General features: G+C 45.8%; 4 protein-coding genes. 3 read left to right on the top strand and 1 reads right to left on the bottom strand.

The window, feature by feature from the left end; translation table 11 throughout:
• Positions 1 to 21: 21 nt before the first annotated feature.
• On the bottom strand, positions 22 to 675 hold the full coding sequence (locus Q1A41_RS04070; protein ID WP_299975044.1) for a TetR/AcrR family transcriptional regulator: 654 nt from the start codon (positions 673 to 675) through the stop codon (positions 22 to 24).
• A 196-nt stretch (positions 676 to 871) separates the two neighbouring features.
• Here Q1A41_RS04070 and Q1A41_RS04065 point away from each other — a divergent pair, with 196 nt between their 5' ends.
• The 3 genes from Q1A41_RS04065 to Q1A41_RS04055 all read left to right on the top strand — a co-directional run bounded on the left by Q1A41_RS04065 (position 872) and on the right by Q1A41_RS04055 (position 15,423).
• Entirely contained in the window at positions 872 to 1,372 is a 501-nt protein-coding gene (locus Q1A41_RS04065; protein WP_299975041.1) for an arsenate reductase ArsC, read from the top strand.
• 540 nt (positions 1,373 to 1,912) lie between these two features.
• Entirely contained in the window at positions 1,913 to 14,521 is a 12,609-nt protein-coding gene (locus tag Q1A41_RS04060) for a retention module-containing protein (RefSeq protein ID WP_299975038.1), read from the top strand.
• A gap of 164 nt (positions 14,522 to 14,685) precedes the next feature.
• Positions 14,686 to 15,423 carry a polysaccharide deacetylase family protein gene (locus Q1A41_RS04055; protein ID WP_299975035.1) on the top strand — a complete coding sequence of 246 codons (738 nt, stop codon included), beginning with the start codon at positions 14,686 to 14,688 and terminating at the stop codon, positions 15,421 to 15,423.
• The last annotated feature ends 1 nt before the right edge of the window (position 15,424 follow it).

Here is a 15,424-nt window from a genome sequence, read left to right as displayed (position 1 = left end):
AAGCCCTTTGCCACAAACCGCTTATTGCGGTTTGTGGTGTTTTGTTAGCATAAAAAGGCAGATTGCTTTTAGATCACAGAGACTCTTAGCGGAACGTTCGGATTTTTGATCAACCACGGTTAATAGCAATGCATGACTGGTTTCCAGATGAAGCCTTGCGATCCTATCTAGCTCCTCCTCTTCTTGTTGAAACCCCAAGCGCTGATACATGCGGGAAAAATGACTGATCACGACATGGTCATGCTGTGCATCCAGCTCACGTAATTCGGGAATTGCCCAAAGCGCTTGAGCAAGAGGTAAAATCGCCTTCTGCTCTTTGTAAACATCTAACATCAGGTCGATCTGGCAGGCGATGAACGCTTCTAAACTCATAGATTCAATATCGAGTCGCTCCGTCGCCTCCAAGGCTTCGGTCATGCGGCTTAGCCAACGCTCGCCCAAGGCATACAAAATAGCATGCTTGTTAGGGAAATAATGATACAAGGCACCAACAGAAATCCCTAAATCTTTGGCAATCAATATGGTGGTTAAATCATCAAAGCCGACTTCATCCAACAACCTTGCCGTCGCATCCAATATTTGCTGAGTTTTCTGTTTTGCACGTTCTTGAATAGGCTGACGACGAGGGGCCAGTTTGTTTTTTCGGTCTTTTTGGCGCTCTAAGGTCATAATCATCCAGATCCAATAAAATCGCCCTATTCTAGCCCTATTGACAGTTGCTGACTATATAGGAGCCTATAATTTGCAATGGAACAGTAAGCGCCCTAGTCGATCATTTTTTACCCACCCCATAAGCACCTGCTTTCTCATATTTTTATCACATTTCTATACAGCCCTAGACAGATGAGAGTCTAATCTCCAACATGGGGACATGAATATTCTATTTGTATGTACCCATAATCGATGCCGAAGTATCTTAGCCGAAGCGATATTTAGTTCTGAAGCTGAAAATTTATCATTGAATGTAAAATCAGCCGGCAGTCAGCCGGCCGGCATAGTGCATCCGGAATCACTCCTGGCCTTGCGCAGAAACAACATTCCCAGTGAGAACTTACAGAGTCAATCTTGGCAAGATTTTTCACAGTGGCCATGCGACCTAATCATTACCGTTTGTGACAGCGCTGCGCAGGAAAGCTGCCCACACTATTTTTCTTCAGCGCAGGTTCTGCATTGGCCCTTAAAAGACCCGTCATCCATTAAGGGCTCAGAGCATGATCGAAGCAAAGCCTTTGATGAACTTGTCGCACTATTGCAGTCAGCGGCGAGAGCGTTTCATAAAAGCATTGACATATTAGATGCAAAGAGTGCCATTGATTGCCTAATCGAGTACGGAGCTAAACACAGAATCCCCTCCAATGCTGCTGCGCATTGACGGATATTGGTCACCGTGAACAGTTAAGATTAAAAAGAATTAGGCAATAACTATGTATTTATATATTAATCAAAGATGAACCTATATAGAAACACGCTTATCTAACCGCAATTTGAATGGATGAGCGATAGATATTAAACAGCATCACCAATACTAAAGTCTGATTTTCAGCAAACTAAATCGCCATTCATCTTGAGCCGAAAGGCGTTTTATAAGCATGGTTCATCTTTGATTAATCATTCACTTAATTTCAGGTACTTATTCACTAAAGAAAACCCATTCGCCAACTATTTTCTAACACTTTTCCATCATTATCATTAACCCCATACCACTAATCCCCGACAAGCTGCAGCGTAAATCACCCCATACTTTTCGTGATAGAATTCACAGAAATTTGAATAATTAGCTAATACATCAGTTCTAAGCGAGGGGCCCTATTTTCATTGAGCCCAGGATAAGGCCGCAGCAAAAAGGCAAGAAAACCGACTCCTGATAGCTTGTGCAGTTCTGAACAGCAATAAACCGAAGGGGGATTCTTCTGTGTCAAATATTGCGAACCCAAACAGCGCTACTGCGCCACAATCTTTTCAACAGGAAGAAAAAATTGTGGCCCATGTCAGCGCCGTAAAAGGAAAGGTTTATCAATCAGCTGAGGGCAATAGCCGTGTACTTATTGCCGGTGACAAGCTTTCATCACAATCGCAATTATTGACCTCAGGCGAAAGCGCCATTGCTATTCGCTACCAAGATGGTGGCGGCGCGATTTTAGGCTCTAAGCAAAGCGTTAGCTTAATACAACTTAGCCAGCTGAGTGAAGAAAATCAAAAAGGGCAAGATGAAGGTATTGATTTTGAGGCGCTAGAGCAGGCAATAGAATCCGGCTCAGATTTGAGCGAGCTTTTACCCGCTGCGGCCGCTGGGGGAACAGCAGCCGCTAACTCATCTGCCGGAACTGTTGGTGTTCGCTTTACCTTTACCGCAGAACAAGTATTGCCTAGCGCTGGTTTTGAAACAAATAATTTCGAACCTTCTGCACTATCACAACTTGATGAGACAAGCGCAAGCAATCAAGCGCCAGTTGCCGAAGATGAAATCTTTTCGGCCACTGAAGACACCATCGTAAACGGAAACCTACTGGCGAATGATAGCGATGTAAATAATGACCCCTTATCCCTAGTTGACTTTAGCATCGCTGGCGACAGCACGATCTACCAAGCAGGTGATACCGCTCAAATTCCTGGTGTCGGTCAAATCACCCTTAACAATGATGGTAACTTTGAGTTTATCCCTAATCAAAACTATAACGGTCCAGTTCCTAGTGTCAGCTACACAATTAGTGACGGTAGCCTGACTGATACTGCCCAATTGATTATTAACGATGTTCAAGCAGTAAACGATGCGCCTATTGCCATCGATGACGAAGCCAATCTTCCAGAAGATGGCCGTATTATTATCGACGTATTACAAAACGATATTGACCCAGACGGCGACGGTATTACGATAATAAATCTAGGTAATGCCGAAAATGGCAGCGTTACAATTGATCCAGATACTGGAAACCCTGTTTATACCGCCAATGAAAACTATGTTGGGCCTGATAGTTTTACGTACACCATTAGTGATCCAAGCGGCTTGCAATCAACGGCGGTTGTAAGAATCATTGTTGGTCCTAACCAAAATGACAGCCCTATTGCCATAGATGACCAACGCTCTACGGCCGAAGACACTCCGATCAGCATTAGTGTATTAAGCAATGATTCGGATCCAGATAATGATCCACTGAGCATCCAAAGCTTTACTCAAGGGGCTAATGGTAGTGTTAGCTTGGACCCCAACACAGGCGCGTTAATTTATACTCCCAATCTCAACTTTGTTGGTAACGATAGCTTTAGCTATACCATTACCGATCCAAGCGGCGCTACCGATACCGCTATAGTTACGATAACTGTTGGCCCCAATATTAACGACCAACCTATTGCTATCGATGACAGTATCACAACCCCAGAAGATACGGCCATCACGATTTCTGTAAGGAATAATGATAGCGACCCGGAAAATGACCCTTTGACCGTAACAGCAGTCACACAAGGCAGCAATGGTAGTGTCAGTATAGATCCTGTGAGCGGCAATCCGATTTATACACCGAGCTTAAACTTTGTTGGGACCGATAGCTTTACCTATACCATTACAGATCCCAGTGGAGCCAGCAGCACAGCGACAGTAACAGTAACAGTGGGAACAAATGTTAACGACGCACCCACTGCCGCCGACGACAATAACAGCATAGACGAAGATGGGTCGCTGGTAGTTAACGCAGCCAACGGGCTATTAAACAACGACAGCGATCCGGATATTGGCGATAGCATCTCTGTAATTGCTTTGAATGGCCAAAGTAACAATACCGGTGTAGCAATAGCCGGTAGCAATGGCGGTGTTTTTATTATCAACCCCGACGGCAGTTATAGCTTTAACAGCAACGGGGAGTTTAACCAGCTTGCTTTGGGCGCGAGCACCACAACTTCAATCAATTACACCATTAGTGATTTAAATGGCGAAACCGCGTCAGCTGTATTAACCATTACGATTACAGGTACGAATGATACCCCAAGTCTTAGCGCCTCCATTAATGATCAGGATAACCTCGACTCTGATAACAACATCAGCTTGGATATTAGCGGAAACTTTTCAGACATTGACGGAGATAATTTAACGTTCAGTGCAAGCGGCTTGCCGGCAGGCTTGAGCATTTCAGCTGCAGGTATTATTACTGGAACCATTGATAACAGCGCTTCACAATTTGGAGCCGCGCCCAACTTGGGCGCTCATACAGTGACAATTACCGCTCAAGACCCCAATGGTCAAACGGTTAGTGATAGTTTTATCTGGCAAGTGAACAACCCTGCTCCGACGGCTACAGCTGACAGCAACAGCACCCAGGAAGACACAACCGTAAATGGAAATGTTGCCAGCAATGACAGCGATCCAGATAGTGATGATCTAAGCTACAGCCTTGTTACCAACCCAGGCAACGGCATCGTCGTTATTAACAGCGACGGCAGCTACAGTTATACACCCGATACAAACTTTAACGGTACCGACAGCTTTACTTATGAAGTGAACGACGGTGAAGGTGGTAGCGCTCAAGCCATCGTAGTGATTACCGTAGCTCCCGTAAACGATGCACCGATTGTCGACAGTGAAATCGACGACCAAAACAACAATGATGCCGAGGCGGGCATTAACTTAGATATCAGCAGCAACTTCGCTGATATTGATGGAGACAATCTAAGCTTCAGCGCTTCAGGTTTACCGGCAGGCTTAAGCATTTCAGCAAACGGGCTTATTAGCGGCACGATTGACAACAGCGCCTCACAATTTGGAAGCGCTCCCAACCTGGGCGCGCACACGGTTATAATCACAGTTCAAGACCCCGATGGACTAAGTGCTACGGATACCTTCATCTGGCAAGTGAACAACCCTGCCCCTACCGCCATAGATGATACTAACAACACCCAGGAAGATGTGGTGGTAAACGGGGATGTATCAAGCAATGATACCGACCCTGATGGCGATGATTTAAGCTACAGCCTTGTTAGCAACCCAAGCAATGGCTCAATCATTTTAAACAGCGACGGCACTTACAGCTATACACCCAATGCCGATTTCAATGGTACTGACAGTTTTACTTACGAAGTAAATGATGGCGAAGGCGGCACGGATCAAGCTACAGTCTTGATCACTGTGACGCCAGAAAATGACGCACCCGTTGTAGACAGTGAAATTAATGATCAAAGCAATAACGATGCTGATACAGGTATCAATTTAGACATCAGCGGAAATTTTAACGATATCGATGGCGATACCCTAAGTTATAGCGCTACAGGCCTTCCGGCTGGTTTAAGTATCTCTGCTGCCGGTATTATTACTGGCGCAATCGACAACAGTGCTTCGCAATTTGGCACGGCGCCCAACTTGGGTACTCATACGGTAACGATTACCGCCCAAGACCCCGACGGGCAAACCGTAACTGATACCTTTATCTGGCAAGTGAATAACCCAGCCCCAACAGCTACCAATGACAGTAATAGCACCCAAGAAGATGTCGCAGTAAACGGTAATATTGCGACTAATGACAATGATCCGGATGGCGACGATCTTAGCTTCAGTATTGTTAACAATCCGAGTAACGGCACAGTTGTATTAAACAACGACGGCACATACAGCTATACACCCAATACCGACTTCCATGGCACCGACAGTTTTACTTATCAAGTAGACGACGGTGAAGGCGGTACGGATCAAGCCACAGTGATGATTACCGTCACCCCAGTGAACGACGCTCCAATTGTCGATAGCGAGATTAATGACCAAAATAATAATGATGCCGACTCGGGTATTAATTTAGATATCAGTGCTAACTTCGCTGATATTGATGGTGACAACCTTTCGTTTAGCGCAACAGGGTTACCAGCTGGTTTAAGCATTTCCGCTGCCGGTGTTATTAGCGGAACTATTGACAATAGCGCCTCGCAATTTGGCACAGTGCCTAATCTGGGCGCCCATACAGTGACGATTACCGCTCAAGACCCCGATGGCCAAACCGTCAGCGATACTTTTATCTGGCAAGTCAATAATCCTGCCCCAACAGCCACGAATGATAGCAACAGCACACAGGAAGATACCGCCGTAAACGGTAACGTCGCCAGCAATGACAGTGACCCTGATGGTGACAACCTAAGCTACAGCGTTATTAACACTCCAAGCAACGGCACAGTCGTATTAAACAACGATGGCACTTACAGCTATACACCTAATGCCGACTTTAATGGCACAGACCGCTTCACCTATCAAGTAGACGATGGCGAAGGTGGTACAGACCAAGCCACTGTGGTGATTACCGTTACTCCGGTAAACGATGCCCCAGTAGTTGATAGCGAGATCGTTGACCAAAACAATAACGATGCCGATGGCGGTATTAATTTAGACATTAGTGGTAATTTCGCCGATATTGATGGCGACAACCTTACGTTCACAGCTACAGGTTTACCCGCAGGCTTAAGTATTTCCGCCGCCGGAGTTATTACTGGTACGATCGATAATAGTGCTTCACAATTTGGCTTAACTCCAAATTTAGGTGCCCACACAGTAACAATTACGGCTCAAGACCCTGATGGCCAAGCCGTTAGCGATACCTTTATCTGGCAAGTCAATAACCCAGCCCCAACAGCGACAAATGACAGCAACAGCACACAGGAAGACACGGCCGTAAACGGTAACGTTTCCAACAATGACAGCGATCCTGATGGTGATGATTTAAGTTTTAGCTTATTAACAAGTACCAGCAACGGCACTTTGGTATTTAACAATGATGGCAGCTATAGCTATACACCGAACGCCGACTTTAATGGTACCGATAGCTTTAGTTATGAAGTGAACGACGGAGAAGGCGGCACTGATCAAGCGACAGTTTTAATCACTATAACACCTGTCAATGACGCCCCCGCTGCAAATGACGATTCGGCAATTACCGGCCAAGGGCAAGCAGTTACCATCAACGTCATTGCAAACGACAACGATATCGATAGCGCCAATCTATTCGTCAGTCACATTAATGGTACAGCCATCAGCGAAGGTCAATCCCTAACACTTGCCGGTCAAGGCAGCGTCAAATTGGAATCAGGTCAACTTGTCTTTACGCCTGATACCAATTTTATGGGCGAGGTGAATTTTGATTACACCGTCAGTGATGGAAACCTAAGCGATGATGCCAGCGTAATTATTAACGTTATCGCTGTCGACATCAAAGATGATAGCGGCAATGATGATGTGATCAGCAGCATCGATGATTTGACTCAAACAACGATCAGCGGTCAGATCCCTAGTGGCGGCAGCATCACGAGTTTAACCATCAACAGCTCAAATGGTGGCAGTCTTAACGTGCCATTAGCGAGCATCACTATTAACCCTGACGGCACCTTTTCAGCACTCATCGACAGCAGTGGTTTAAACGATGGCGATCTTACGATCTCCCTTAGTGCCAGCGATAGTAATGGGGCAAGTGCGAGCAGCTCTGATCAGATATTAAAAGATACCGTTACCACGGTATCTATAGATCCAATTTCGATTAATGAAAATGGACCAAGTACCATTAGCGGTAGTGGTGAGGCTGGCGCTACCATTGTGATTAGTGCAAATGGCGTTGTACTTGGAAATACAACAGTTGCTGGCAATGGGTCATGGACATTCAATACTCCGGCAGTTTTAGGAGCGAACATCGACTTAATCAGCGCCAATGCCACGGATTTTTACGGCAATACTAACAATGCTGAACGGAATCTACCCCGCCTGGTTATCGACGACGAAAATGGTGCGGAAGATGGTCATGTAACCGTTGATGAAGCAGCCTTGACCGATGGTTCTGATCCTAGCCTCACGACAGAAAGTGCCACAGGTGAATTTACTTTAACCGTTGCCCCGGATAGCTTGAATAAAATCACCGTGGGCGGCACCGATATTCTATCCGCAACCCTTAATACTGTATCAAGCACCAATCCTGCGAGTCACATCACTATCAATACGACTCACGGCCGTATCGTGATTAGTAATTTTGATCAAGCAACAGGAGTGGTCAGCTATCGTTTTGATTTACTAGATGCCCAAAATCATGGCAACAGTGATGCCTTAAATGATCCCATCATCATCACTGTGCATGATGATAATGGGGATATTCGCAGCGGAACACTGAACGTTAATATTCTGGATGATCAAGCGAGTACCAATACTGATGGTAACGCCAGCGTTGAAGAAGGTGGCAATATCGTCGGTCACAATAGCAGCGGTCAAAGTAATTTAATAGATAACGATATTGAAGGCGCTGATGGAGCGAGAATATACGATTTCGAATTTGTCGATGAAAACGGTGTTGCCCAAACGGCCAATGTAACAGCCGGCAGCTCTACTACCGTGCAAACACAGTTTGGTAGCTTGCAGGTGTTCTCTGATGGCCGTTGGAATTTCACCTCCAACACGGTTAATCACAGCACTGACGGTTTAACCGAAAGCGAAAGTTTTTCTTACCGACTTATTGATGGCGATGGCGACATCTCTACAAGTAGCGCCAATAAAACAATCGTTATCAGCGACACAGCACCCAGCTTTGGCGCGACGATTTCTGGCACCGTTAACGAAGCCGGTTTAAGCAGCGGCACTAACCCTGCCGGTGTAGCCACCTCGGTTTCCGGCAGTCTCAATTTGACGACTGCTGCTGATGCTGTCGATACACAGTTTGATAGTCAAATTATTGCCAGCCTAGAGGCACTTAACTTACAGTCGGGCGGGCAAGATTTAAGTTATGCAGTGGGCGCAAATGGCCATACTCTTACCGCAAGTGTTAACGGCGAAACTGTATTTACGGTACAGTTGGATGATACCGATAGCAATAACGCCAGTTACGAGTTTGTCCTCAGTAAAGCCATCGACCATGATAGCAGCAGCACGCCTATTTCTATCGACTTTGCACTAAGCGTGGAAGATGCAGACGGAGACAGTGACAACAACACGCTAACAGTCATTATCAATGATGACATTCAGGTCGAATCCATTAATCACACAATCAATGAAGATTCCGGGACCCAGATTTATAACACCAATGCCGATGCGACCCAAGCCAATACCAACATCACAATTAACCCGAGCTTTGGCACAGCCAGCATTAATGTTGATGGCAAGCTGGTCTACACCCCAAATCAACATTATAGCGGTACAGACACTTTAACTTATGTTACCCAAGAACCAGGGGGTGTCAGCAATACCGTAACTGTCACCTTTACCGTTAACCCACGCGCAGACAGGCCTGATCTTAGCCGTGATGCCAGTACCAGTTTTAGCAATGAAGACAGTATCGTTGCGCTAGGTTTTGGCTTGCCCCAATTAGTAGACACTGTTGACCAAAATGGCAACGCTGCAAATAGCGGTGATAATCCAGAGCGACTAGGAGAAATTCTGCTTCGCTCAATACCAGCAGGCACTAAATTACTTGATGGCAGTAATGGCAACATAGAGCTGCTTACGAGTACCGGAGCTGATATAAAAATTGCACTTGTTGATGGCAGCGGAGATTTACTGCCCTATATGCGATCCGACATATCGGGTAGTGATATTCTGTTCCTGACGGAAACGCAATTTGAACAACTCGCCCTCCTCCCAATAACGCATAGCGGCGCAGATTTTACAGCTCGCCTCTCAGCCACCAGCTGGGAAGTGAATGACGCTGGTACGCCTCTCGTACCCAATACTTCAGCGACAAGGACACTGAATAAGAATTTTGATATTCAAGCCGTTACCGATCCTGTAGATATCAAGATCAATGGTTCAGATCTAAGCCATGATGCCACTATCGACGAAGATACCTCCTTAGATCTAGCTGCCCTACTAAGCGCCAGTTTTCAAGATTTAGATGGCAGCGAAAATCGCAGCATTATAATCAGCAACCCGATAGGCAATGACGATATTATAGTCAATGGCACCATAGTGAGTGCAGGTAATAGCATTACCATTAATGCGCCAGGCTTAAGCAGTGATCCAAGTAGCATACCGGCGATAAGCATTGCCGGCACTGCAAACTTTAGTGGCGATCTCACCGGCATCAACATTCGCCTGCGCTCAATGGACACAGATAGTGATAGCACAGGCACTATCAATGTAGAAGATGACTCAGTAAGCCTTAATCTTTTTGTAAACCCTATCGCTGGTGACGTGAGCATTAGCAACGCAAGCGGCCAAGAAGACAGCCCGATTGAGTTTTTAAGCAGTCTAGTACTGACCGACAACGACAGCGGTACAGAAGTGATTGACGGCATTACCCTCAAAGCTCTGGCTAGCGGTTGGGTTTTAAAAGATGCCGGCGGTAATACCGTATTTACCGGAGACGGCAGCAGTGATTTCAGTATAAACAGCGCCGACATCACCAATGGAGATTTTGAAAACTACAGCCTGCAGGCTCCCGCACACTCAAGTGCTGATATTACACTTGAGTTGGATATTAGTAGTACCGACAGTAATACAGTTAATGGCCTTATCGTCAACGACAGTAAAACGGTTACGCTAAATCAAGATATCAGTGTTACCCCTATTGCTGAAAATACCACAGATGATTCCGATCAAAATAGTAATGCCGATTTTACCATTACGCCTGGACACAATTATTCAAACAGTGCTCAGGAAGATGCGTTTTTTAATTTAAACAGTGATGGCTTTGCCTTGGTAGACGACTGGACTAATGAGGACAGCGACGAAGCCGTTTTTGCAATGATCACTATTGCTATCAATAATAACAACGCACTGGCCCTCGGTTCAGAATTACGCTTTATTAATGCCTCTGGCCAAAGCCAAACCGTTAGCTACGATGGTTCTCCTATAGAAATCCCTTTGGCTTCGCTAGCCAGCTTAGAATACAAGGCGCCTAATAATATTGCGGGTAATGTGAGTCTACATATTCAGGGCAAAACCGTTGACCAAGATGTGGATAGCAGCGCGAGCTCTACCGATATTTCCGGTAGCGCCAACCTAAACTTTAGCGTTGACCCAGTTGCCGATAGCACATCATTAACGGTTCGCCCCGCACAGGGCAATGAAGATACGCCAATTGCTTTGACCATTCGCCCAAGTAGCAGCGATGATTCTGAGACCTTTAATATAAACATTAACGATATTCCCAATGGCGCACAGATAATTTATGACGGCAGCCCTCTCACTATTCTGAGTGGCTCAATCACGATTGTCGATTTCGATCAAAGCAAGCCACTATTTTTTGTGCCTCCTCTAGACAGTAATGCCGATCACGTTTTAGAGGTTGAAGCCTTTTCGGTAGACACCGAAGGCCCCATCAGTGATACCTCACCGATTGTCACCCTCCCCCTTAATGTAACTGTTAAAGGCGTTGCTGATCCGGCCAATGTTGTGGTTACTACTCCTGAGGTGTCTGAGGTAACGCTCGATAATAACTCAGGTGAAATAGCCTTATCAGAAGTGGTAACAACGGCCTTGACGACGGATATTGATGGTTCGGAAATCCTTTCATTAAAACTTACAGGTCTTGATTCTGAGTTTGAGTTAATCGGTGCAATACCACTGGGGGGAAGCGGAACTTCACGCAGCTGGGCCATAGATCCCGACAATCTGAATGATATAAAGCTGGTCGTACCACAAAACTACAGCGGTACGCTTAATTTTAATTTAAGCGCTACGACTACCGATAATGACGGTGCCACCACAACAGGCTTGTTAATTCCCACGTCGGTGATCGTTACACCTTCTCCCGAGGCTCAGATTAATATCGAAGCGAGTCTAAACGAAGATACTCTCGCTCTGATGGACTTTAGCGTACTGCATCAAAATGGTGATACGGATGAAGTGCTCACGTCTGTATGGATTGATGCGAACGTTCTTGCGGCCAGTGAACTGCAACTATTTAATGGCAACGGTATTGATATACCCCTGGCTGACGGCCAGCCTGGAGTCACTCTTGAAGGTGGCTATTTTAAACTCACACAGCCTGCCCTAGACAATATTTATGTTAAAGGCAGTGACAACTATTCTGGCAACCAAAGCTTATCGATCCTTTTTGAAATAACTGATCCTTCTAGTGATGGCACAGTGCCGAGCACCACTGTACAAAACCCTGCGAATTACAGCTTCGGGATTACCGCAGTTACAGATGATATTGATGCCACCATTAGCAATGTCACTATCGCCGCCCCAAGCAAGGCTAGCTTTTCTGGTAACACTATTACAGCTACTGCGAATACTAGCTTTACAGTGAGTGTAGTTATCGAAAAGCTGCCCGATAGCGATGCAAATGACAATGCGGATATTGATGGCAGTGAAACACTGCAGCGCCTAACTATTGACAATGTACCTATTGGGGTCAGTGTCGAAAACGGTGTTTACGTCGGCAACACGGATGGCAACCCTGATACAGCACAATGGATCATCGAAACCAGTGCAAACTTTAACTCTGCCACCATAAACCAGGAAATCGTTTTTGTTCTAGACGGTAATGCCGATAAATTGGCTGATCTTAATGAAACCATTTCTATCACCGCTATTACTGCAGACGAACCTTCAGCGGCAATTAGTGAAACCGTAAGCTTAGTGATCAGCACCGATGTAAACTTCGATGATAGTGATGCCGATGACGATGAAGCCGCCGATGTTAATCAGTGGCAATTTACTGATACGCCGCCTACGGTTAACGAAGATAGCAGTGTTAGCCTTGTCGATTTAATTGATGCGAATCTAGGCGTGGCGGGTAGTGATTTCTCAATCACCCTAACCAACCTTCCACCTGGCACTCAAATCAGCGGCATGACCTTGACCAGCGTAGATGGCGTTGACGTTTGGACAGCCGATGGCGTTGGCAGCGATGCCGAGCTACAGGCCTTGTTGGCGAGCATTAATATCACCCCGCCGGCAAATTTTAACAGTAATATTAGCAATCTTACTTTTAATGCCAGTTTAACCAGCTATGCACCTGGAGGTGAACGCAATGACAGCAGCACGCTGGTTGACCAAGAAATAACACCGATTAGTGACCCTACGCTCGTTGAAATAAATACTTCAAGCGGACAAGAAGACACAATCAGTGATTTCACCATTAGCTTAAGCAATACCGCCGATGGCGCTAGCGCTAATATCGTTGATAACAGCCTTTATATCGCCGTCGATGAGAGTAATCTTAACCCCGTAGGCAGCGGCACTCTAAGCCATGAAGGAACAACTCTTAGCTTGCAAGCAGTTAGTGGAGTACCTGGTGTACCAGACGGCCAGTACTACATTATTGATAATGTCAGCAGCGCTAACGAAACGCTGAATTTAAGTTATCAAGCCCCCGCCAACAGCCATGGGGATGTGAGCCTTCAAGCTTTTGTCAACAACCAGCAAACTGGCGCCAGCAATATTGCCAGCAGCCAAAGTGAAGTTTCAGCGCTTGAAATAGCGCCGATAAACGATGGCTTTGATTTAACAGCCAGCAATATCAATGGCGCTGAAGATACAGAGATTGAACTACAACTTGGTGGCAGCGGGCTGATCGATAATGACGGCTCAGAAATTGTCGACGCGGTTATTCTAAGCGGCTTACCCGATGGCTTTATCGTGAAATATGGCGCCGACGCCAGCTCAGCGCAGATCGCCAACAATACCGGTGACAATGGCAACAATAATAGTTGGGCAATTCCAGCTATAGGCAACAACCTCCCTGCTTACATTGCCATTTTACCACCAGAGAATTGGAGTGGCTCACTCAACAATTTACAAGTTGGTGTTTTGAGCCGCGAACAAGGTTTGACACCGACACTCAGCACTGCCAACTTTGAACTGATAGTTAACCCCGTCGCCGATGGATTAAGCATTGCACCTGCGACTTCCTTCGGCAACGAAGGCGAAATCATACCACTACAGCTCAATCCTAGCCTGCTTGATAGCGATGGCTCAGAGACTGTTACTTTAACACTAACCGGGCTCGGCGAGTTTGCGGCCTTTTACAGCGAAGGCCAGTTACTCAATAGCAGTTACGATCAAGCAACAGACAGCTATACCTTAAGCGGACTAACTGAGGATCAATTGAATGACCTAGGTCTTATTCAATCTGCCAATCACTCAGGAACTATAACCGTAACGGCCTCAACTCAGGACGGCAGTGATTCATCAGCAAGTGTAAACAGCAGCGCCACAATTAATATAACTGCCGTTAACCCTAGCGCGAACAATGACAGCCTACTTTATGACGGCAATGCCATGGATGCTGGAGATGGTGAAGACACTTTAATTTTACGCTTAGGTGAAGATATTGATTTCAGTAATATTGCCAATCTCAGTAACTTTGAAATCATCGATCTTATGCCAAACGGCCAAGACCACAACCTTATCGCTATTAGCTTACAAGATGTGCTCGACATCACTGATGGCAATAATGTCTTAATCATCAAAGGCGACGACGGCGATAGCGTAAGTTTTGAAAACGGGCTTAACGATACCTGGACAAGTGTTGCAGGCACTGGGTCCGACGCTGGTTATGATATCTACACCAACAGCGCTGACCCATCCGTGATTGTGAAGGTGGAAGCAGAAATTGTGGATATCATTATTTAGGCCACCGATAAATGCTTGCAAGCCCTATTTAATAAGGCAGCTTAGTGTTACTAAGCTGCCTTATTTATGCTAAACAAAAGCGTGTTCCTATTTTGGTGCTTGCCAGCTGACGCCAGGCTATCTAACATAAAGCATCTCAACAAAACTGCCGAAATAAGACAGAGATGCTATTAAAAATAATAAAGCCCGCAGCGCTTGTGCTGTCTATCGCAATCGCTGTATTTGAGTATTACACGGCTGTATTTGAGTTTGTATGGCCCGCCCAGTGGGGTGGAAATACCTATTGGCAAGCCAACAAGAACAATAGCAAAGTAATCGCTATTACATTTGATGATGGTCCTTCGAAGTACACTACAGAGGTATTAAAGCTGCTAAAGGAGCAGAAGACGAAAGCCACATTCTTCCTTATGGGGCGCCAAGTAGACGCTTTTCCAGAAGTCGCTAAAGAAATAGCGGCTCAAGGCCATGAGATAGGTAACCACGGTTATGGGCTAATCGCTCAACAGTCCTTAGACAAACTCTATCTCCCTAGCCTTCCCGACCAGGAGTTATTAAAGGCCGAAACCAGCATCTACCAAGCTACCGGCATAAAACCAAGGTATTTTCGTCCCCCCGGAGGTCAGATCGGTCGAAACCTTTGGCGGCAGGTGGAACAATTACAGCTCACTACGATCACCGGCATCCTGCCCTTCCCGGAGGCAAGCAACAGTGCACAGAAGCAACTAAAAACCATTGCCGACAATTTAAAACCAGGTGGAATATTAATACTTCATGATGGTGACGATGCGAACCCTGAGTCAAATAGAGGGCAAAACGTTGTCGAATTAATACCCATGCTGCTTAAGCATTTGGACAATGAAGGTTATCAGGTCGTTCCTCTGAGCGAGCTAATCCGTCAATAAA

Source organism: uncultured Pseudoteredinibacter sp., assembly GCF_947502065.1.
Taxonomy (GTDB): domain Bacteria; phylum Pseudomonadota; class Gammaproteobacteria; order Pseudomonadales; family Cellvibrionaceae; genus Pseudoteredinibacter.
Note: the sequence above shows the minus strand (reverse complement) of the source record. Positions and strands in the feature narration are given on the sequence as shown.